The 21,765-nt window shown below is 64.1% G+C and carries 19 protein-coding genes and 1 tRNA gene; 12 read left to right on the top strand and 8 right to left on the bottom strand.

What is annotated here, in order from left to right; genetic code table 11:
* The first annotated feature begins 40 nt into the window (after positions 1-40).
* Both FHS07_RS10100 and FHS07_RS10095 read left to right on the top strand, forming a co-directional pair.
* Positions 41-1,006 carry a DMT family transporter gene (locus tag FHS07_RS10100; RefSeq protein WP_343054670.1) on the top strand — a complete coding sequence of 322 codons (966 nt, stop codon included), beginning with the start codon at positions 41-43 and terminating at the stop codon, positions 1,004-1,006.
* Positions 1,007-1,052: 46 nt separating this feature from the next.
* Positions 1,053-1,126, top strand: a tRNA-Ile gene (locus tag FHS07_RS10095).
* A gap of 355 nt (positions 1,127-1,481) precedes the next feature.
* On the opposite strand, the gene FHS07_RS10090 is transcribed toward FHS07_RS10095, so the two are convergent.
* From FHS07_RS10090 to FHS07_RS10080, 3 genes are all read right to left on the bottom strand, one after another.
* The gene (locus FHS07_RS10090; RefSeq protein WP_246383507.1) at positions 1,482-2,513 is read right to left on the bottom strand and encodes a GDSL-type esterase/lipase family protein; all 1,032 of its coding nucleotides are present in this window, start codon (positions 2,511-2,513) and stop codon (positions 1,482-1,484) included.
* Positions 2,514-2,878: 365 nt separating this feature from the next.
* Positions 2,879-5,437, bottom strand: a complete 2,559-nt coding sequence (locus FHS07_RS10085; RefSeq protein ID WP_183419784.1) for a discoidin domain-containing protein — start codon at positions 5,435-5,437, stop codon at positions 2,879-2,881.
* Between the two features lie 88 nt (positions 5,438-5,525).
* Entirely contained in the window at positions 5,526-6,566 is a 1,041-nt protein-coding gene (locus FHS07_RS10080; RefSeq protein WP_183419783.1) for a LacI family DNA-binding transcriptional regulator, read from the bottom strand.
* 119 nt (positions 6,567-6,685) lie between these two features.
* Between FHS07_RS10080 and FHS07_RS10075 the strand changes: the two genes are divergently transcribed.
* The 8 genes from FHS07_RS10075 (at position 6,686) to FHS07_RS10045 (ending at position 13,811) form a co-directional block, all read left to right on the top strand.
* Positions 6,686-8,014, top strand: coding sequence for an ABC transporter substrate-binding protein (locus FHS07_RS10075; protein ID WP_183419782.1), 1,329 nt, complete (start codon positions 6,686-6,688; stop codon positions 8,012-8,014).
* Positions 8,015-8,073: 59 nt separating this feature from the next.
* The gene (locus FHS07_RS10070; RefSeq protein ID WP_183419781.1) at positions 8,074-8,985 is read left to right on the top strand and encodes a carbohydrate ABC transporter permease; all 912 of its coding nucleotides are present in this window, start codon (positions 8,074-8,076) and stop codon (positions 8,983-8,985) included.
* Positions 8,986-9,086: 101 nt separating this feature from the next.
* Positions 9,087-9,554 (top strand): ABC transporter permease family protein, encoded by a 468-nt coding sequence (locus tag FHS07_RS16505; RefSeq protein ID WP_246383433.1) that lies wholly within the window; start codon positions 9,087-9,089, stop codon positions 9,552-9,554.
* Positions 9,535-9,873 (top strand): carbohydrate ABC transporter permease, encoded by a 339-nt coding sequence (locus FHS07_RS16500; RefSeq protein ID WP_246383432.1) that lies wholly within the window; start codon positions 9,535-9,537, stop codon positions 9,871-9,873. The genes FHS07_RS16505 and FHS07_RS16500 overlap by 20 nt, the downstream gene beginning before the upstream one ends.
* Positions 9,874-9,910: 37 nt before the next feature.
* The gene (locus FHS07_RS10060) at positions 9,911-10,993 is read left to right on the top strand and encodes a glycoside hydrolase family 130 protein (protein WP_183419780.1); all 1,083 of its coding nucleotides are present in this window, start codon (positions 9,911-9,913) and stop codon (positions 10,991-10,993) included.
* Entirely contained in the window at positions 10,993-12,153 is a 1,161-nt protein-coding gene (locus FHS07_RS10055) for a glycoside hydrolase family 130 protein (RefSeq protein ID WP_183419779.1), read from the top strand. Before FHS07_RS10060 ends, FHS07_RS10055 begins: the two co-directional genes overlap by 1 nt.
* A 99-nt stretch (positions 12,154-12,252) precedes the next feature.
* The gene (locus FHS07_RS10050; protein ID WP_183419778.1) at positions 12,253-12,879 is read left to right on the top strand and encodes an SGNH/GDSL hydrolase family protein; all 627 of its coding nucleotides are present in this window, start codon (positions 12,253-12,255) and stop codon (positions 12,877-12,879) included.
* Entirely contained in the window at positions 12,879-13,811 is a 933-nt protein-coding gene (locus FHS07_RS10045) for an ROK family protein (RefSeq protein WP_183419777.1), read from the top strand. Before FHS07_RS10050 ends, FHS07_RS10045 begins: the two co-directional genes overlap by 1 nt.
* A gap of 263 nt (positions 13,812-14,074) precedes the next feature.
* Here FHS07_RS10045 and FHS07_RS10040 read toward each other — a convergent pair whose 3' ends face one another.
* The 5 genes from FHS07_RS10040 to FHS07_RS10020 form a co-directional block, all read right to left on the bottom strand.
* A complete protein-coding gene (locus FHS07_RS10040) occupies positions 14,075-14,521 on the bottom strand; it encodes a universal stress protein (protein WP_183419776.1) in 447 nt (148 codons plus the stop codon).
* A 228-nt stretch (positions 14,522-14,749) separates the two neighbouring features.
* Entirely contained in the window at positions 14,750-15,373 is a 624-nt protein-coding gene (locus tag FHS07_RS10035; RefSeq protein ID WP_183419775.1) for a response regulator, read from the bottom strand.
* A gap of 4 nt (positions 15,374-15,377) precedes the next feature.
* Positions 15,378-17,279, bottom strand: a complete 1,902-nt coding sequence (locus FHS07_RS10030) for a heavy metal translocating P-type ATPase (RefSeq protein WP_183419774.1) — start codon at positions 17,277-17,279, stop codon at positions 15,378-15,380.
* 8 nt (positions 17,280-17,287) lie between these two features.
* Positions 17,288-17,833 carry a pyridoxamine 5'-phosphate oxidase family protein gene (locus tag FHS07_RS10025; protein ID WP_183419773.1) on the bottom strand — a complete coding sequence of 182 codons (546 nt, stop codon included), beginning with the start codon at positions 17,831-17,833 and terminating at the stop codon, positions 17,288-17,290.
* Between the two features lie 54 nt (positions 17,834-17,887).
* Positions 17,888-18,730: a universal stress protein gene (locus tag FHS07_RS10020; RefSeq protein ID WP_183419772.1), complete on the bottom strand. Its 843-nt coding sequence runs from the start codon at positions 18,728-18,730 to the stop codon at positions 17,888-17,890.
* A 277-nt stretch (positions 18,731-19,007) separates the two neighbouring features.
* Between FHS07_RS10020 and FHS07_RS10015 the strand changes: the two genes are divergently transcribed.
* Together FHS07_RS10015 and FHS07_RS10010 are read left to right on the top strand one after the other, a co-directional pair.
* Positions 19,008-20,708, top strand: a complete 1,701-nt coding sequence (locus FHS07_RS10015) for a sensor histidine kinase (protein ID WP_183419771.1) — start codon at positions 19,008-19,010, stop codon at positions 20,706-20,708.
* Positions 20,709-20,830: 122 nt separating this feature from the next.
* A complete protein-coding gene (locus FHS07_RS10010) occupies positions 20,831-21,484 on the top strand; it encodes a BON domain-containing protein (RefSeq protein ID WP_183419770.1) in 654 nt (217 codons plus the stop codon).
* Positions 21,485-21,765: the final 281 nt, after the last annotated feature.

The raw sequence follows: 21,765 nt of genomic DNA, 5'->3' as shown, positions 1-21,765 counted from the left end.
CCTCCAGCCTAACCAGCGGAGGGGCGGCTACTGTCGAGGGGTGATCCCGCTCGATGCCACCCTCAGCGACGGAATCGATCAGCTCGTCGGCGTCTTCCGCGACCCGCGTATCCTCCTCGGCATCCCGCTGGCGCTGCTCGGCGCGGTGTTCATGTCGTTCGGTGCGCAATACCAGCACCGCGGCGTGCAGAAGGTCGAGCGCCTCTCGGGCGGCAAGACGACCGGCGGCCTCTCCCGCTCGCAGCTGACATCGCTGCTCACGCGGCCGTCGTGGGTCGCGGGTACGGTCATGCTGGGGCTGGCGATCGCGTGCCAGCTGGCCGCGCTGTCGGTGGCGCCTCTGATCCTCGTGCAGCCGCTCGGGGCGATCGCGCTCGTCATCACCACCGTGCTCAACGCCCGCGTGTCGCGCCACAAGCCGACCCGGCAGTCGCTCATCGCCATCGCCTTGTGCGTCGGCGGCATCCTCGTCTTCGTCACGATCGCGGCGTTCTTCGCCACCGAGCAGGTCATCACCGAACGCGAACTGCTGATCATCCTCGGCATCCTGGCCGTGGTCGTGCTGGTGTTCGGCGTCTTCTGGGTGCTGGTGCGCCGCCGCGCGCAGGCGCTGTTCTACATCATGGCCGCCGGCGTCATCTACGGCTTTGTCGCCACCCTCGCGAAGGTCGTCATCAGCCGCGCGCAGGCCGGCAATTTCGAGTGGCTGACGTTTCTGTGCCTCGTGGCGCTCCTCGCCGCCGTCGCGGTCGGCGCGTACTTCGTGCAGACCGCGTACTCGGTCGGTCCGCCCGATCTGGTGATCGCCGGGCTCACCGTCATCGACCCGATCGTCGCCGTGCTGATCGGTCTGCTCGTGCTCGGAGAGGCGTCGACGGCTCCCGCGTGGGCGCTCATCGGCTTCGTCCTCGCCGGCGCGATCGCGACCTGGGGTGTCATCCAGCTCACCAAGCACCACCCGCAGATCACCGCCGATGGAAAGCCGAAGAAGCCGCGGGTGCACTGACGCGGGCGGCGGCGGAAGACGGATGCCGGTAGGCTCTTCGTCGCTGGGGGCGGTGGCCAAGCTGGTCAAGGCAGCGGGCTCATAACCCGACGATCGTGGGTTCAAGTCCCACCCGCCCTACTTTGGACTCGTCAATTTCCCCGTAATCACGCGGAAGCCGGCCTCGTGGAACACCTCGGTCGCGTTGTCCCTATTTATCCTGTTCAGGGGCGACGCGAACACTTCCTCCGCACCGCGGCGGCGTTCCTCCGGAGTTAATTTCATGCGGCTCCAATCCTCGTTTCGCAGTCCCTCCAGTGTCCTGGGAGCTCGCGGGGCGCGCGGCCGCCGAACACCTCGTCGGGGGACCCATCACCACGCGGGCCGACATCGACCGCAGGGGTTGCCCGTGCCGACCGTGATCACACTCGCCTGTTCCCTCGCTGGACCTCAAGTCAACGGTCCCGATGAGAAGGTGGCCTGTTTGACGCTGCCGTCACACCAGGCTCCAGGTGAGTGTCTCCCAACCACCCACATGCGGCGCCACTGCGTGCAACGGGGCATTCGTGGTGCCGATCCGCGCGCTCACGACGTAGCCGTTGGTCGACGCGAGTGCAAACTGCTGATTGCCGAGATCCACCCACCTGAACATCGTCGATGGAACCCCTTGATAGGTGGCAGAGTTGGCAAAGAGAACCCCGTCGACCACGTTCACGTAAAGACCATTCCCCACGGACTTCAGTGCCCAGTACCCGTTGCCCACGTTCACGAGCCGGAAGTGCTCCCATCCGCCCGCGTGGGGCGATGTTGTCTGAAGCGGCGTGTCGGCTGGGCCCTGCCACGCGCTGACGTACTTCCCGTTATTGCCCTTCATGGCGATGAGGACACCGTCTACAGGCTGAACCGAATGCACCGGCTGCAGGGGTTGCAGACTGCTCGTCCGGAGCGCAAACGCCCACGCCTGGCCCATCTTCGTGTAGCCAGAAAGAGAAGGATGCAGATCGTCGCTGATGTCCGTGCGGTTGAGAGCGCCGAAGATGTCGACGAACTGCACGTTCGGGCCTTTCGACTGGGCTACTACCTTCACTCGCGCGTTGTACTGCTCGATCCGCTGCTCGACGACGTCGTACCCGATGCCGGCAGGGGTTGTAGAGGCGAGAAGAAGACGCGCGTTCGGCTTCACGGCTCTGATCCGGTCGACGAGAGAGGACAGGTCGCTTTCCATCTCCGCGATACTCACGAAGGTGCCGGGCCGCACGTCATTCGCGCCGATCTGCAGCAAAATGGTGTGCGGATCGGCAGAGTACAGCCACCTTCCCACCTGGGCGGAGACCATATCTATGGTCCAGCCTGGATGGCCTTCGTGATCTCGGTCGATAGTGGATGGTCCTGCCGACTCGCCGCCGACGAAATCCACCGTCGCACCCGACTGAGCCAGAACGTTCCAGAGCTCCGTGCGGTATCCCCCGTAAGGCCCCGACGGGTTATCCAACCCTTGGCCGAAGGTGATTGAATCCCCGAGAGGCATGATGCGAACTCCGCCGTTCGAGGTTCCGGGGAGCGCCGCTGACGCGGGGGTAGCAGCAAACATTCCGAGCGTGAGGGCGCCAGCGAGTCCTACCGCGGCGACCACCACCGCCGTACGTCGCGATGGGCGTTGAAAATTCACGTGCATTGCAATCTCCTCTGACGGCACGTTCTGCGACCGTCCGCGATGGCTAGGGTGCGCCTCGGCGATAGGACAGCACGGGCGGGCGAAGCCGCAGCCGTTCGTACCCGATACTGAAACGTTCCGGTCGACGCGCAGTCATTCCGCACCGCATTGTTGCCCCGGATATGTGAATGGGGGAGCCTGCCCGCAAGGTGGTGCGATCAGGCTCCCCGTGCAAGCCTCTACTGTCCGTACACCTCCAGGTCATAGATGGAGTAGGCGTATACGGTGTTCCGCTGCGTCATGTCCACCTTCACGTACCTGCCGCTGACGGGAGTGAACGCATTGTTCTGAATGCCGCCGGCGCCGGCGGTCGTGGTGTAGACGGTGGTCCAGTTGACGTTGTCCGGTGAAACGCGGATCTGATACGACTTCGCTGAGGCCACTTCCCATCTGGTGACGACTCGGCCTACCGTCTGCTGGCTGCCCAGGTCGATGGTCACCGACTGCGGGTCAGTTGTCTGCGATTCCCACCGCGTCGACAGGTTGGCGTCGGTGAGATACGACGAAAGGTTGCCGTTCGTTGTGGAACTGGCGGATGTCGGAGCGGACGCTGCAAGATTGTCGTTGTACACCTCGAGGTCGAACATGGAGTAAGCCCAGCCCGTATTGCGCTGTGTCATCAGCACACGCAGGAACTTTGCGGTCACCGGGTTGAAGGTGACGGTCTGTGTTCCTCCCGGCCCGTTGGTCGTGGTGTAGACGTTCGTCCACGTCGCGTTGTCGGGGGACACCTGGACGTTGAAAGCCTTCGCGGAGGCAACCTCCCACCGCATCACTACCCGGTTGACCGTGGAAGTGTTCGGGAGTTCCACCGTCACCCACTGCGGGTCGGCTGTCTGCGATTCCCATCGACGTGCGGTGGTGCCGTCCGTGAGGTTGGCGGCGACGTTGCCGTTCGTGGTGGAGCTGGCCGTGACCGGTTGACCGTAAGCGAGGTCGGGGGCGCCGGAGCGGTAGGACACCGTTGCTCCATTGATGAACGTCTTTCCGCCCGAACGTGTGAGCGAGCCGTTTGCGGCGCCCAGCACGATGACCCGGGAGGAGCCCGGAGGAACCACGATGGTTGTCGTACCGGTCACGCTGCTGGACAGCAACGTATCGGAGACCGCGTCGTACACGCTCGACGCCGTGGGCACCGTGACCTGAATGCTCGCCGCGACGTTGTTCGGGTTGTAGTACAGGTACCTCGGGAGACCTTTGTCACCGTAGAAGTCCAGCGCGTTCAGATCCACTCGCCGTACGTTCGCGACGTTGGTGTCGGCGACCGTGGCGCCGAGGAATCCGACCCATGCGGAGCCGTACAGGCCGAGATCAGAGTCACCTCCGCCGTATCCGAAGCGAGTGACGTCGCTGGTGGCCATCGGGCGGGTGCCGTTGAACTCCTCACGAAGACCTTCATAGGCGAGTACCTTCTCCGGTGCGTTGATCCATCGGGACCCGTCCCCCTGGTTGGCGGCTGGGAGCTGATCGGGGTAGTAGAACCGGGAAGCGTTGCTCATGTGGAGCATGTACTTCCCCACACTGTTGGCGAATCGCGTGTCGTACTTCACTGTGGGTGCGAGAAAACTCGCGGCGAAGGTGTTCATGGCGAACCCGTACCCGCCGGAGCCGGGTCCGTAGTTATCGATGATTTGGCCCTGCAGCCCGCCGACGTCATACCCACCCCACTGGCCGCGCATTGAGCCCCAGGTGGGCCGGACGGGGTTGACGTCGAGAATGCCGTTGAACAGGCGGCCCACGTCGTAGTTGGTTCCGAACTGCGCGTTCATCCGCGCAGCAAGGTAGGGGGCGAGTACGGGGAGGATCTCGTAGTAGAGGCGTCCGTTCGAACGCTCGAGGTAGTCGAGGCTCCACTTTGCGCCCTGAAGGTATTTCGGGTCGCCGAAGCGGCTGTATGCCCAGAGGAGGATTGCTGCTGTTCCGGTGGCACCGTCGCCACCTTCGTTGCGGACGCCGGCGTAGCGGGTCATCGTGTTGAAGTTGAATCCCTGGCCATCGAAGTTGGCGTTCGCGCCGCCGAGGGCGACGACTGCCGCGTAGTACTTGTCGGCGATGCTTGTCTGGATGGTGGTCATGTTGTTACTGGTGGGGTATTGATCGCCGAGCATCATGTAGAGCGAGTTGGCAAGCGTGGTGTACCACCAGCTATCTGCACCTCCGTTCACATCAGGGCGCGATCCGTTCAATGCGATACCGAGGCTGGGGTGGAAGAAGGTTCTCGACATGTCGACGTAGTTATAGCCACCCTGGTTGGCCTTGTTCACTCCGACAAGACTCGCTCCCACGACCGACGCGAGCTGACCGAGCGCCTCCTGGTTGCCGTCTGTGGCGGTCGTCCCGTCGATGCGGAGGTCCCCGTAGTAGGAGGGCATCTTGTAGGAGTCGGTCGTCATGTTGTTGTGCGTGGTGTCCGCGTAGATGGTCCGATGCGCGCCTGGCTGGTTCCAGTTGTAGGCGAAGCTGTCGTAGTCGATTGCTCGCTGCTTCCAGTTGAACGCCGCCAACGGGGATGGAGTGCCCGACATGAACTGGTCGACGTAGCCCACGGGTCTTGGGGGCTGTGGGGCCGCGACTGCCGCGGGTCCTACAAGGGCCGTAGCCGTGGCCATGGCCACGATCGTCGCCGCGATCTTCGTGCGTCGAAACACCTTGATCTCCTTTGATGGGTGAGGGAGCGGCGTCTCACGGGAGCCGCGGACGACAACGTACCGAAGCGTTTCGGTTAAGTAAATAGGCAAGCCACAGGCTCGCCCAGGCCTTAGGCCTAAGAGGCGGCGATTGAGTATGCTCTGCCCTACGCGCGGGGGCCCTCGTCGGACGCGATGTCTAGTGCTTCACGTCAGCGGGTCGGGTGGAGATGGACTCCCGGCGAACGAAGGCGGCTGGTGCCACCTCGATGTCCTGGACTTTGGCGCCCTCGATGGCCGCGAGCAGCATTTCTGCCGCCACCGTGCCGAGAAGGCGCGGGCTGGTCTGCACTGTGGACAGGGTGGGCCGAACGTAGCGGCCCAGACTGATGTCGTCGTACCCCACGATGCTGATGTCTTCCGGGACTCGGACGCCGCGCCTGTGCAGCCGGTTCATCACGCCGATGGCGGATAAGTCGTTGGCGCAAAATACCGCGGTAGCGCCTCTATCGTCTTCGACGAGCAGGTCGGCAGCGTGCTCGCCTCCCTCGTAGGTGAAGTCTCCCGGGATCACGACGTCAGGCTCCAGCCCGTGCGAAAGCATCGCGGAGGCCCATGCGTCGCGGCGCTCGATGGAGTGTTCGTAGGCGTCGGGCCCGGTGACGTGTGCGATTCTCCTATGTCCTAGCTTGACAAGCTCTTCCACCAGGCTCCGGATGGCAGCCGTTCCGTCCTGCCGCACCGATGGGAACGGGAACTCTCCCCGGGGTGCGTTCGCTGCAACGACGGGTGCATTGCGCGCACTGAGAGCGGCGAGGCGGGAGTCGTTGATACGAATCTCGTCGAGGAAAAGGCCGTCGACGCGACGCGACTCGATCAGCTCGACCAGACGGGCTTCGCTTCCCGCTTCGTCTTGCGAGATCTGCAGGGCGAGCGCATAGCCGCGTGGGGTCAGGGACTCCTCGATGCCGCCGATGAAGCCGCCGAAGAATGGGTCGGATTGAATGATGTCGTAGTCCCGCTCGACGACGAAACCTACCGAGAAAGCACGTTTTGAGGCGAGGCTCCTGCCAGCGAGGGCTGGCACGTACCCGAGTTGATCGGCGACGGCACGGACACGAACACGAGTCTCCGTAGAGACGCCGGGCCGGTCGTTCAGAGCGGCCGACGCCGAACTGATCGCGACGCCAGCTGCCCTTGCGACGTCTGTGATGGTCGCACGGGGCGATGCCTTGGACATGGTGCAGACCATACCGGACCAGTTCATAACGCCCGAAAGATCCGCTTCCGTTTCGCCGCCCTGTGCGCTAGCTTCTCGTTACCGAAGCGTTTCGGTAACACAAAGGAGTGCTCTCAGCCATGAACGCAGCATCACCCGCGCGACGAATTCGCGCTTCTCTTGCCGCTGTCGGAGTCATCGTCACCGCCGTCGCAGTGGCCGGTTGCTCCGGCGCCACACCCGCCAACGACGGCGGAACGCCGACCGGCACGCTGGAAGTCCTTGTCTCCAGCGCCGATGCGTCCGACCAGGCTTTCGAAGAGCTGAATGCCGACTTCCAGGCTGCCTATCCCGACGTGACGGTCAACTTCAGCTCGATCCCGAACAACAACTACGCCGCCAGTAGGTCCTCCCGGCTCACCGCCAGCGATGTCGACATCGTGGTGGCCGCCCCGGTGCAGGTGCCGGACTACGTGCCCGGCGGTGCTGTCGGCGCCGACGCAGCCGCAGCTGACGCGGGACTTTTCGTCGACCTCACCGGCCAGGACTTCCTTGAGAACTTCACCCCCACCGTCATTGACTCGCTCAAGTACAAGGACAAGGACTACACCGTTCCCACTGGGCTGAGTTACTACACCGGGGTGTACTACAACAAGCAGATATTCGAAGACAACGGACTCTCGGTGCCCACCACGTGGGACGAGTTCACCGAGGTCGCCAACACCCTCGAGAACGCCGGTGTCGCGCCGATTGGGATCGGCGGGAAGGACGGCTGGCCCGCCGGTCTCGGAATGCTCTCCCTCGTCCAGGGCATGTACCCCAGTGCGCAGGACAAGCAGGCTCTCGCGGAGTCCATCTGGTCCGGTTCGACGAACCTCGCAGAAGGTCAGCAGCTCCGAGTGCTGGATCGTGTGCAGTCCCTGTACGACTGGGCTCAGCCGAACTTCGCGGGAGTGGACTACACGTCGGTCCCCAGCGGATTCGCTGCGGGAGACTTCGCGATGACCGTGGACGGCACGTGGAACCAGCTCGTCATCGACTCTGCCGTCAACGGCGCCTTCGATTACGGATACTTCCCCCTCCCGGGTGGCGACGACGCCGCGGACAACGCAGCTCTCGGCGGCAAGGTCGAGCTGCGCATGGCTATCGCTGCGAACGGTCCGAACCAGACCGCGGCCATGGCATACCTGGACTTCTTCTCGCAGCCCGAGAACTATTCCCAGTTCGTGGGAACGGCCGGGTTCGCACCCGCGCAGCCGAACGTCCAGCTCTCGGACTTCCTGACCTCGCTCTCGGACTACACCGCCACGTTCGAGCCGGCATGGGACACCGTCTGGACCGTGAACCCCGACGCCGGTGCCGCGGCAACCTTCCCGTTCAATTACACCGCCATCGCGCCGCTGGGTCAGGCTGACCCCGAGGCGGCGGCCAACGAAGCCGAATCCGCCTGGCAGGCAGCCGCCAAGTAATTCACTCCCCCAGGGAGGAGGCGGTTACGCCCCTCCCTGGGCCCAGGTAGAAGGACGCCATGTCTGCGTTTTACCCCTTCGGGGCACGAGCACCTTTACGTCTGACGTTCTGGTTCGCGATGGCCCTCTTGATCGTCTTCACTGTCATCCCCGCCGCCGCGGTGTTCGTCATCGCTTTCACTGACATCCAGGGACTCCCCGGGATACCCATCCACTGGGTGGGCTTCGACAACTTCGTCCGATTCTTTTCGGCAGCGCGTATCGGCTACAACCTGAACGCGCTGCAGAACACCCTGATTTACGCGGTGGCGTCCACCGTCATTATCAACGCCATCGCGTTGGCCGTGGCGGTGCTCCTGAACCAGAAGCTTCGCGGCCGCAACTTCACCCGCGCTATCGTGTTCCTCCCGACAATTCTGGGTGTCACGGTCATCGGCCTGATCTGGTCGCTGTTCTTCAACCCCTCGCGTGGGCCGGCGGCGACCGTGTGGTCGTGGTTTGCAGCGGACTCAGCCTTCTTCGGAGACCCGGCGCTAGCACTTCCTCTCGTGATCTTCGTTCAGATCTGGGCTGGACTGGGTGTAGCTGTCGTGATCTACCTCGCTGGACTGCAAGCCATTCCGGAAGAACTGTATGAGGCAGCGTCTATCGACGGGGCGACAGGCGGGCAGCGGACACGCTTCATTACGATCCCTCTCCTCGCGCCGTCAGTGACTGCGAATGTCCTGCTCGCCATCGTCGGGTCGCTGCAGAGCTACCAACTGGCATACGTCCTGACCGGACCGAACAATCCCGCTACCCAGCTGCTGTCCCTCGCGATCTTCTCGCAGGCGTTCGGAGGCAGCACGGCTAGCGGCGCCGCTCAAACCCAGGGGTATGCCGCGACGATCTCTGTCGTTCAGTTCTTCGTCGTCAGTGCTGTGGCCGCTCTCGTCCTGATCTATCTCCGCCGCCGGGAGGCCAAGCTATGACTGCACAAGAGGCCGCACTGAGGGTTTCCGCCCGCGCTGGAGCTCGCACCGCCACCGCGGACGTTCAGCGTCGCCGTCGGCCCGTACGCACCAGCACCGTCGTGAACTACGTCCTGATGGGCGTGGTCATCCTGTGCTACCTCTTTCCTCTCCTTTTCCTCTTGAACACCGCGCTCAAGTCGAACGCGGCATTCAACGCCGATCCGATTGGGGTCGTCACCGATCCGCAGTTCGGTAATTTCGTCGATGCTTGGATTCAGGGGAACTTCGGCGCGTACATCCTCAACAGTGTGCTCTACACCTCGACGGCGGCCGGTCTGGGGACTCTGGTGTCCCTGCTTCTCGGCTTCCCGGTCGCCCGCAACTACTTGCGCTTCCCACGGCTGTGGAATGCGTTCTTCGTCATCCTGCTATTCCTGCCGAATGCCCTCATTACCCAGTTCCAGTTGCTGCTCCGGCTGGGGCTGTACAACACCCAGATCGGCTACATCCTGATCTTGGCCGCCAGCGTGGGTATCGGCCCCATCCTGATGGCCGGGTACGCGCTCTTTGCCGCAAGAACTCGATGAGGCGGCAGCCGTCGACGGATGCGGGTATTGGCGTTACCTCTTCACGTTCGTGGTGCCGATGGCCAAGCCCGCTCTCGCCACTATCTTCATCCTCCAAGCCATCGGTGTATGGAATGACATCATCCTGGCCACGATCTTCCTACCCAGAGCAGCCAACGCCCCTATCTCCCTTGGGCTGTACGCCTTCCAAGGCACCTACAGCAATCAATGGGGACTGCTGGCGGCGGCGACCATGATTGTCGCTGCACCGCTTCTGGCGGCCTACCTTTTCCTCCAGCGCTTCCTTATCGGCGGCATCGTCGGTTCGGTTAAAGGCTGACCCCCTACTTACTCGCCCGCACCTCCAGGGAACATCTATGTCTCAGATCCTCTCTCCACAAACCACTGTCCCGTACCAGCTCATTCGCGAGGGCATCCTCATGCAGCCAGAGTCCGGCAACCCGCTGGAGGCCGAAGGAGTCCTGAACCCCGCTACAGCGCGGGCTTCCGATGGCACGCTCCGCTTGTTCGCCCGTCTGGTGGCCGCTGGCAATTACTCCCGGGTGGGCACCGCACACATCGAGATTCACGCGGGGCGCCCGGTCGGCGTGCACCGCGATGGCGTCGCCCTCGAGCCCGAACGCTCGTGGGAGTACGGGCTGCAGCACGGCGGAACCGAAGACCCTCGCATCACGACCGTGGCGCCGCTCGGCCTCCACGTTATGACGTACGTGGCATTCGGCCCCACGGGACCGCGTCCGGCTCTTGCTGTGTCCGAGGACGCCGAGACGTGGACCCGTCTGGGCCCGATCGCGTTTGTCTACGACGACGCGCTCGGTGTCGACCTCAACCTTTACCCGAACAAGGACGTCGTCTTCTTCCCAGACGTCGTCACCGGACCAGACGGAACCCCCAGCATCGCGATGCTTCACCGCCCAATGTGGGACTTCAGCTTCACTCGTCCCCAGGAGCCTGCCGCGCTCCCCACGGGCATCGATGACTCCCGCCCGAGCATCTGGATCTCCTACATCCGCTTGGCAGAAGTCCAGCAAGACATCGCCGCGCTCACCCGTCCCGCGAACCACCGTCTCTTGGCGGGTCCGCTCTATGAGTGGGAGCAGCTCAAGATCGGAGCTGGACCACCGCCGGTACGCACCCCCGAGGGTTGGCTTCTCCTCCACCACGGCGTCTCCGGTGAGATCGTCGGCAGCGCTTTCGACCTGCAGACGGGGGTGCACTACAGCGTCGGAGCCATGTTGCTGGACCTCGATGACCCGACCGTGATCCTCGCGCGAACCGAGCTGCCGCTGATGTCTCCAGAGCTGCGCGAAGAACGTGACGGACCCGTCGCCAATGTCGTTTTTCCGACCGCCATCGAAGAGATCGACGGCACAGCCTTCGTCTTCTATGGCATGGCGGACGCTCGGATCGGCGTCGCTCGCCTTGAACGGACCGCGTGATGAGCGGGACCACCGACAACGTCGACACCCGCAGCGCAGACCAAGTCCTTGCCGATGAGAGCCGTAACGACCGCACTGAGGCACTGAGCCAGCTTGCGTTCTTCGCTCAGTACGAGGACCACGAGTGGCTCATCAAGGGATTCGAGGAGGACCCGGCACTCCGGTTCACACCCACACACCAGTGGCAGGATCCGACCGGGTCCGGGTGGACGAGTGAATCCATCATCAACCCGACCACCATCGTCGCCAAGGACGTCCTGCACCTCTTCTATCGCGCATCGCCCCGGAAAGAGTCCCTCGCCTCCCGCATCGGCCATGCGACGTACCAGGGCGGCCGGTGGATCGACGACCCGACGAACCCCACGATCTGGCCGATCGCGTCGAACGAGGCGTATGGGGTGGAAGATCCAAAAATCTACCGCTTCGGCGACGTCTACCACCTCTATTACAACGCGGTGTTCCCGGTCGGCGAGCAGGACCGCGCCGCTCACCCGTCTCCCGGTTATCCGGTTGACAGCGTCGGGTGCGACATCAGCCTGGCGGTGTCGTCCGATCTCGAGACCTGGGAAAAGATCGGCGCGGTCACCCCACGGGAACAGTCCCTCCTGTGGGCCAAAGGGGCGGTCATCCCCCGAGCCGCAGACGGGTCGGCCGTGAAGATCAACGGCGAATACCTCATGTACGTGTCCGAAGGATTCAACGGGGTGCTCCACGTCGGCACCTCGCCCGACGGAATGCGCTGGGAGTTCCGCCCCGAGGCCTACCTGGATCTCAGCCCGCTCGACGGAACCATCCACGAGGTCGCCACTGCATACGTCGAAGGCGACCGCCTCCTCCTCGACTTCTTCTACGACCACCACGGCCAGTGGTCAGCCGGTCAGGCGCTCTACTCGCTCGACGACCCCTTCTCGCAGATCGACATCGCGCGCGGCGGCACGCTCGCATGGGGTGGACTGACCCGCTGGCACGACACTCTTCTCTTCGCACAGGGATGGGACGCACCACTCGACCAGCGACAGCTGCACTTCTATCGTTCGCGCCGGACCCATAACGGACTGGACCGCAATGGGACACGTTTCATCGGGCCCACCGACTCGACCGCGGCGGAGTCCGAAAGAGACCCCACCGCAGTCGGTCACCAGGTCAACGCTGACGAGTAGTGCGTGGGCGCGCGACGACAGCCTGTCGGCTGGATGCGCCGCATTCCCGCACCGGACCACGTTGTCACCTCCCCAACCGCCTCACAGATCGGAGCACATATGACTACGCCCACCGCCGTGTTCATCGGCGACAGCATCACTGACGCCGGACGTCGGACCGACCCCTCTGGGCACTACGGCGCCGGCTACGTTCGCCGTATCCACGAGATGGTCAACACACCGGTGTCCCAACTGACTATCCTCAACCGCGGCGTCGGGGGCGACCGCGCCGTCGATCTGGAAGCACGATGGGACAGAGACGTTCTCGCTGAGAAGCCGGACGTGCTGACCGTAATGGTCGGCATCAACGACATGTGGCGCCGTTACGACGCGGGAGCCCCCACCCCCGCTTCCGAGTTCGAGTCCACGTACGACTCGCTGCTCGTGCGAGCTCTCGAGACCGGCGCGCCGCGAATCGTTCTCCTGGAGCCCTTCTTGGTGCCGTTCAACGATGCACAGCAGGCTTGGCACGAAGAAGATCTCAACGAGAAGATCGCAGCGGTCCACCATGTCGCCTCGAAGCATCACCTCGACGTCATCGAACTCGACGGACTCTTTCGAGCTCTCGCCACTCGAGGCGGCGTGCTGCGTGCAACCGAGGACGGAGTGCATCCGGCCGCAGATGGGCACCAGCTCATCGCCGACCAGTGGGTCGCCTGGGCACGTCGTCAGAACCTCATCACGTGATGGCGGGAAAGCAGCATCCCCGGGCTCTCCAACCTTCCCAGGCGAACGGCTTCTGGGTCGACTCCACCCAGAGTCGACCACTGGTCGCAGGCGTGGAGACCGGGGGAACGAAGACCGTATTCGGGCTGGCGGCGGTAGAGGATCCGACGACTATTCTCCTCCAGCATCGAATCGAGACGACCTCGCCGGAAGAGACGTTGGCAGCCGTCGACGCGGCGTTCGCCAGCTGGACCGCCTCCCTTCCCGTGACGGCTCTGGGTGTGGCCAGTTTCGGTCCCCTCGATGTCGAAAGCAGTTCTCCCACATATGGAACGATTTTCGACACCCCCAAGCGGAAATGGGAGGGCATCTCCCTCCTCGCGGGGCTCAGCGCGGTGGCTGCCAAGCCAACCGTCGTCTACAGCGACGTCACCGCAGCCGCGCTCGGCGAGGCGACCAACCCGGAAGCTCGAAACGAAAACCTTCTCTATCTGACGGTCGGGACCGGCATCGGGCTAGGGATCACACTGGACGGGAAACCACTGCAAGGGCGGGGATACCCAGAGGGTGGTCACCTGTTCGTCCGACGGCATAAGTCGGACCGTTTCGCCGGGATCTGCCCGCTGCATGAAGACTGCGCGGAGGGTCTGGCCGCAGGACCCGCGGTGCAGTCGCGTATGGCCGACGGAGAGAAGCCGGATGAGATTCTTGAAGTAGTCGCCTACACCCTCGCGCAGGTGATACTCAGCGGGCTGTACTTCACGGCGGCGGAGACGGTGGTCGTAGGCGGCGGCGTTTCTTCCATACGGAACTTGCGCGAAGTGACGGCTGAGCATCTCGCCCTTCTCCGGTCGCCCACGGCGCCTCCGACGATCCGGGCTCCGCGTCACGAGCATTCTGGGCTCGTTGGCGCCATGCGTGGCGCGGCTTTGTTGGCCAACGCTGCGCCATAACGACGTGACTCCCGCGGGAGCGGAACCACCCCGGGGGTGGGTCACCCTGCGTTCTGGCACGTCTGGGGCGTACAGGAGTCGATCGTCGAGCGCCCCGATACTCGTCCTCTTCGTTCCTTTTGGAGATTGGTCCTGTTTCAAACCCCGGGCCACTCCGGGTCAGGCGTCGAACAGTTCAGCGGGAACACACGTCGGTGAACCCGCTTCCGGTTGCAAAACGGGTCGCGTCGCACACCCGTGAAAGCGCAGAGCAGGAGCCGGCGTCAGGCCTGGTCCAGGTGATCGTTCGCATGAACGACCAGGACGGGGCATACGGCGTGTGCGACGCATGCGGCGCTGACGGAGCCGAGGAGGAGACTGGCGAACCCGCCTCGACCCCTGTTGCCGAGGACGAGCATGCGGCTCGATGCGCTGACATCGATGAGGGCGGGGGATGGGGCGCCTTCGAGCACCTCTCGGGTCAGACCCGCAGGAGGCGAATCGCCGAAAGCTCCTTTGACGGATTCCGTCAGGACGATGTCCGCCTCCTCTTCCGGGTCCCAGACGGTGATAGCGGAGTATTCGGAGAATGGCGGATAGGACCAGGTCGTTACGACGTGAAGCGGGGCGTCGAGTGCTCGAGCAAGCTGTGCCGCGAGTCGAAGCGCAGCGACCGCAGGCGGGGATGCGTCCACGCCGACGACGATGCTCTTTCCACTGTTGTGGTCCATGAGGTCTCCTGGGGATGACGATCGTTCTTGCGAGTGGGAGAGGATGCCGAGCCGCGCACCGATGTTGTGCACCCCACGAGCGTCTGCGTACCGAGCCCGAATCGTTGACGTTGCCCGTGGGGTGCGTGATGGCGATGCTAGAAGCGCGCGACGCCGTCGCCAGGGACCTTGGTCCCTTCTGCCTCATCAGGGGCTACAGTCCCGCCCGTGGACTTTTCGTCCGCTTTGTCACCCCATGTGATCGCGTCGGAACAGAGCAGCTTGGGTACGCGATGTCATCCCCAGTTTCAACAAGAGCGAGGACACGTAGTTCTTGACGGTCTTCTCGGCCAGACTCAGCTTGCGCCCGATTTCACGGTTCGTCAGACCGTCGGCGATGCCGTCCAGGACTTGCCGCTCGCGTATCCCGAGGGCACCCATTCGTGGGTCTTCCCGATCGCCGAGCTGTGCCTCGCTGAACCGTGTGCGGGGGGTCGTCATCAGCAGCACTCTGCCTGAACTGACCGCCCTGATGTCTTCGATGAGCCGACGGCCTGTCACTGTCTTCAGTGCGAAGGCGCCTGCGCCCGCGAGAACGGCTGCCTGGACGGATTCTTCATCATCGAAGGCGGTGAGGATGATGCACGGGATGTCTGTACGGGACCGGATATCCCGGCAGAGGTCGATACCGTTTCCGTCGGGTAGCTGCACATCCAGAACCACGACGTCAGGGCGGCAGGCCTCGATCCGGCCGAGGGCCTGATGAGCTGTCGCCGCCTCACCGACAACCTTCATGCCGGGGGTGCGGTCGATGAGGTCTCCGAGGCCACGTCGGACGAGCTCATGGTCATCGACCAGGAAGACTCCGATCATCTGTTCATCCTCCTCCACTGAGCCCCGGCGCGGGAGTGGGGGACAGGACTGCCGACGCGGCGACATCTCCTCGTTGTCGCACGGTCTCGTGGCGAGAGGGGGACGCGGTTCTCAGTGCCCAGAGGATCGTCGAGAGGTCGACGAGTTCTTGAAGCCACGCGCCCGCGAGAGCGGGTAGCAGACCCGCAGCGGCGATGAACATCAGGATGAGGCTCATCGAGATACCGAGCAGGATGCTCTGGCGGGCGATCCGTACGGTGCGTTGAGCGTGTTCGCGCGCGCGGAGGATGTCTGCGAGGTCATCTCTGAGGAGAACGATGTCCGCCGCTTCGCTGGCGAGCGTTGCGTGACGGCCTCCCACGACGATGCCGACATCCGCGCCGGCGAGCACGGGCGCATCATTGATGCCGTCTCCCACCATCACTGCGGGCCGGTCGGGCTGTGAGCGCATGATGGCGACTTTCTGCGCAGGTGTGCAGGGGGCGTAGACCGACGTGATGCCGACCTCGCCGGCGACGTATCGGGCGGTTTCCTCGTCGTCACCGCTGAGCATCAGCACGCGCTGATGCATCTCGTTCACGAGCACGTGGATGGTGGCGCGCGCATTCGGTCGGGGAGGGTCCGCGAGGAGGATCTCATCGACAGGCCCATCGTCGACTCTCACGTAGACGACCGATACACCTGGTCGATCTGCCGAATCATCCGGCGCTTGCGGTGACTCCCGACAAACGAAACCCCTTCGTCCCAGGATGACGCGGTGGCCCTCGACGAGAGCTTCCACGCCCACACCGGGGGTCTCTCTTGCGAAGGTCGAGACGGTGCGTTCAGCACTCGCCCGGCGTAGGGCGTCAGCATAGACGTGAGAAGAGACGCTATCGGCTGCAGCGGCCAAGCTCAGAAGCCGATCCGGCGTCAGCGTCGACGCGCAGCGGACGCTGACCACGGACGCCGCTCCCGAGGTGAGAGTGCCGGTCTTGTCGAAGGCGATGGTTCGCGAGCGTGAAAGGAGCTCGAGGGCTGCGCCGCTTCGAACGATGATCTTCTCTCGCGCGGCGCGGCTTATTCCGCCCGCGAATGCCACGGGAGCGGCGATGATCAACGGGCAGGGAGTGGCGACCACCAGCACAGCGACTGCGCGCCCCCACTCTCCGCTCAACGCACCCGCGGCGAAAGAGATGGCCAGCGCTACCAGAGTGAACGGTCCGGCGACTTTGTCCGCCAGTCGCACCATCGGTGCTTTCGCGTTGGCGGCCTGCGCAACGAGTTCGACGATGCGTTGGTACTGGCTGTCCGCTTCGGGACGGACTGCTCGCATACGGCACAGGCCGGACAGGTTGATCGCCCCGGACAAGACGTCCTGATCGCGGGTCACCTCTCGGGGAAGACTCTCTCCGGTGAGAGATGCCTCGTCGAGAATGATGCTCGCGTCCAGCAGTACGCAATCGACGGGCACCACTTCCCCTTGTCGAACGAGGACGGTGTCTCCGACACGCACGGACGAGATGCCGACTTCTTCGGGTGCGCCGTCGGCGCGGGCGATGAGCGCGCGGGTGGGAGCAGTCGAGATGAGCTGACGGAGATCTTTGCGTGCCCTCCAACTCGCGTACTTCTCAAGGCCCTCACCGGTCGCGAGCATGAGGCCGACGATGAACGCAGCCCAGACCTCTCCGGCGATGAGCGCAGCCACGATCGCAATGGTGGCCAGCACATCAACGCCAAATCGACCGTTCACCAGTCGGCGGAGCGAATCGACAGCGGACAGCGTGGCCAGGGTGAGTGCATACGTCGCAGCACAGGCGAGAGCAACGTCGGCTCGTCCACAGAACCACGACGCGATCACGATGAGGACGCTGGAAAAGGCCAGGATCAGCTTCGGGGGGAGCACGCCGCCGCGCGGTTGCTCCACGACGTCCCTCACGCCCGCGGAGAGCGAGGCGCCCGATGAGAGATGAAGACAGGGCGGGAAGATGCCATCTCCTCTGCGAGGGCAGCTGTCTGCTCTTTCCCTCGCGCTCGCTGGGCATCTCTCGGTCCCGCGTCCGTGAAGCGGCGACCCGTGACTTTGCTGACCTCCACGCGAATGACGTACAGCTTTGACACGGGGTTGACCGACAGGGGCATGACGCTGCGCGCTTGGCGCAACTCCGCATCCACCGTCACGTGATGGGCGAGCCCGGTCGCCACGACGCTCCACCATTGGTCGCCGTCACGCGCGTCCGTTTCGAAGGTGACCCGAGGATCGTCAGCGATCAGACGCACCTTGGAATCGGCTGCCGTCCTGATGAAGAACCCCGGTCCGGATACGGCGTAGTTCACGGGATAGATGGCGGGGTGTCCGGTCTTTCCGTTCATCGCCAGACGCCCCAGAGACTGCTGACGCAGTAGGTTCCAACAGACCCCCGGACTGATGACGTGGATGGTCTCGTCGGCCCATTTTTCACCAGCATTGTCGGAGGTCATGACCCCACAACACACTCATCGGCATCGGACTCGCGGGACTTTGGTCCGGTACCCTCACGCCGTCGTAGAAGTGTGCGCGGGTTCGACGTCGGAATTCATCTCCAGGGGAGGGAGGAATTCGGGCGGTACGACGCACAGAGGAGAGGTCATCGACCCCACCAAGTACCACGCGACGGTCCCGAGGAGTCCTCCTGCCAGGGCGCCGTGATGGTGGCTGCCGATGACGACAAGCGAGGCATCGCGGGCCAACGCTCCAAGGACCAACGCCGGATCGTCCGCCATCAGAATGTGTTCGGTGAGTAAACCCGGATATGCCCGGGAAACTGTGCGCACCGCTTCCTCCAACATCTCCTGGTGCGCCGATTCGTTCCGCTTGCGAAGCATCTTGATCGGCCATGCGTGCACGATCAGGAGTTTTCGCTCCGTGCGGGCGGCCTCAGATGCGGCGAAGTGGAGGGCGGCGTCTGCGGATCCGTCACCGTCGTATCCGACGATGACCGGTCCGGGTCGCTCGCGCCATCCGGATGGGACAATGCACGACGGGATGGCCGCCGCCACGCTAACGCGCAACGGCACCCATCCCTTGAGTGTGGAGCGCACCGGCGCGTAGAGATGAGATCCGATCACCACGAGATCAGCGGCTTGTTCGCTTTCCAACAACGCGCCTGGCATCCATCCACGAATCACCTTCGTCTCGACAGCCACCGACGGTGCCAGCTTGCGGAGCAGGTCGGCACCCTCCTCGCTCACGCGACGCAGTTCGCGTTCGGACTCGAAGAGCTCCGCGACGGATGTGAGCGTGACGTGTGAGGGAACGTGCCGCGCCCGCTGCGCGACCCATTCCAGGGCGGCAACGGACGCTTCACTGCCGTCGAAACCCAACAGCATGTGATCCATGGTGATTCTCCTCGGCAGCCTGAATGACACAACAACGAACAACGGGTGGGAAGGCGTCGACGCGGCACGACGACGTCCCGCTGCGCAATCTGACGGCCACGCGGATGCAGTGGTCAATTCCACCGCGTACGAAGGAGTTGCCCGGGCGCGACCCGTACGGCAAACGTAGAGGGATGTCCTCTGCGCGACTGTGACTTTCGTCCTGCGGCTCCAAACCGCTCGCCGCGGCATCGACGGGGGTACGCTCGTGCCGTCTCCTCCTGAAAGAAGAGGAACGATGAAAAGCGATGACGGATTCGTCGAAGATCCTTTGACAATCCTGCGCAGCGCCCTCGCCGAGTCGGAGATCAACACCGAGCGGGTTCGCGTCGTCGGAGAGCGCCTGCGTGACTTACTGAGCATGTCGCGGTCGGTGACGGCCCAGTTGGAACTCTCCACGGTCCTCCGCGAGGTCGTCATCGCAGCAACACGCCTCGTGGGAGTTCCCTACGGCGCCATCGGCGTCATCGGCTCGGACGGGTCGTTCACAGAGTTCATCCACGTGGGGGTGTCCGCCGACGACGTCCAGAAGATCGGTCACATCCCGCAAGGCCGAGGACTTCTGGGCGCCGTTGTGCGGGACGCGCACACCATCCGTCTGCCTGATCTTGCGGAAGACCCTCGGTTTGCGGGTTTCCCCACCCATCACCCGCAGATGGTGGCTTTTCTCGGCGTTCCCGTCCGAACACGCACGGAGGTCTACGGAAATCTCTACCTCACCTCCCCTGAAGTCGGCAACTTCACCGCGGAGGATGAACGCATCATCGAAGCTCTCGCCGCGACCGCCGGAGTCGCTATCGAGAATGCCCGCGCATACGAACGCTCCCGTCGAGAACGACGGCTCAGCGCCGCGCTTTCTCGCGTTGCGACCGCGCTACTAGACCCCCACCAGAGCGACGCCTTGAAGGTCGTTGCATCAGAATGTGCATCCGTCATCGATTCGGCGACCGTCGCGGTGGTCGTTCCCGACACGGACCCTCGGCTGCTGCGAGTTCGTGTTGCCAGCGGGCCTCTCTCCGCCGCCCTGCGCGACGCCACCTTCGACCGAGCCGACTCCCTCGCGCTTCGTGCGATGCAGTTGGGGGAGGTCGTCGCCGACGATGGACCAGTCCGCGATTACGCCGGTGGAGTGTTGCAACTGGGGCCGACCGCGGCAGTGACCCTTATCGCCCGTGGGGAGACTATCGGGGCGTTGTGCGTCTCCAAGAAGGTGAACTCTCATCCGTTCAGCGGAGAAGAAGTCGACATCGTCGGCGAATTCGCTGCGCAGGCCGGGCTGGCCGTCTCCTTATCCTGGGCGCGCGAAGACCAGGAACAACTCCGCCTCATCGAGGATCGTGCCCGCATCGCGCGCGACCTGCACGACCATGTCATCCAACGGCTCTTCGCGACGGGTCTCGCACTCGAGCATGCGGCGGAGACCTCGATCGACCAGAGCGCGTCGCTCCGTCAACACGTCGCGAGCATCGACGCGGCGGTCTCTGACATCCGCACCGCCATCTCCGCGCTGCGCACGCCGTCGAAGCTGGCTGACAGGCCACTTCGTGTGGAGGTGTTCGAGCTCGTCGAGGAACTGACATCGGCGCTGGGGCTGCGCCCCTCTGTTATGTTCGCCGGTCCGGTGGACACCCTCATCCTCGGCGGTCTGCGCGAGGATGTGATGGCGGTGGTGCGCGAAGGGCTCACCAACGTCGCTCGCCACGCGAAGGCCACCCGCTGCACGTTGTCGATCAGTGCGGACGATACCTCGACCGTGATCACCGTCGAGGATGACGGCATCGGAGCGGGGGATGCTCCAGGTCGAGGCAGCGGCACCACGAACCTGCACGCGCGCGCTCTCGCGCGCGGGGGCACGAGTGACCTCATGCCCAACCGCTTGGGTGGGCTCACCCTGCGGTGGCAGTCACCCGTCCGGCGGGATTCGGCCGCGCCGTCCTGACCGCACACCGATCGTCCCACGAAGGGACCAAGGCCCTCAGTCCCTCTGTTCATCTATCGGGGACCTTGGTCCCTCCTCAGCGCGCCCCTCGGTCGCAGTGTGGTGACGAGGAGGCAGCCGCCATGAGTTCCGATGGATTCTTGAAGCAGAACGTCGAAGAAGAGTTGCAGTGGGATCCCCAGGTCGATGACGCGGGGATCGGGGTCGCCGTCGAGGACGCGACGGTGCGGCTCAGCGGCGAGGTGGATAGCGAGTCTGAGAAGGAAGCGGTTCTCGCGTCGGCGTTGCGTGTTCGCGGGGTCAGAGCCGTCATCGACGAGATCGTCATCCGCCGCTCTCCGGGGCGGAAGGTGTCTCCAGCCGACGTGGCGCGCGATGTTGATACGACATTGCGTTGCACGTCCGGTATTCCGCAGACGGTGAGAGCAAACATTCACGGCCACGACGTCGTTCTCACGGGTGAGGTGGATTGGGAATTCCAGCGTCGGGCCGCGAGGCGCGCCGTGCAACAGGTCCGCGGGGTTCGCCAGGTGGTGAACGAGTTGCGTCTCACGGCACGGGTGGTGGCGGACGACGCTCAGACACGCATCCGGGACGCTTTTCACCGTCATGCCGACATCGACGCGTCTCAGGTGCACGTCGAGGTGGACGGTTCCCGAGTCATCCTCCGCGGGACGGTGCGTTCTTGGGCGGAGAAGTGGGCGGCCGCGAACGCGGCGTGGGCGTCGCCGCACGTGACGGAGGTCGACAACCGTCTCTTGGTCCAGCTGTCATGACTGACTCACCCGGGGCGATCCGCAGGAACACCGTCGTGGGCAGGGGGAGTTGCGGCATCATCATGGTGATGCCGCTGTCTCAGATCTCGGTTTCGTCGTGCACACGCCACGCGATGGCTCGGAAGACGACACTCCACCGCTTCGCACCTCTGATGCCGTCGATCTCGAAAGCAGTGGGTGAGGGGCGGCGGTCTTCTTCTCTGTAGGGGGCATCACGTCCCCCGATGTCTCAGCGTGATGCGGGACTTTCGTCACCCCCTGCATGCGGGGCTCGTGCCTAC

It is taken from the genome of Microbacterium proteolyticum (assembly GCF_014192415.1).
Classification (GTDB): domain Bacteria; phylum Actinomycetota; class Actinomycetes; order Actinomycetales; family Microbacteriaceae; genus Microbacterium; species Microbacterium proteolyticum.
Note: the sequence above shows the minus strand (reverse complement) of the source record. Positions and strands in the feature narration are given on the sequence as shown.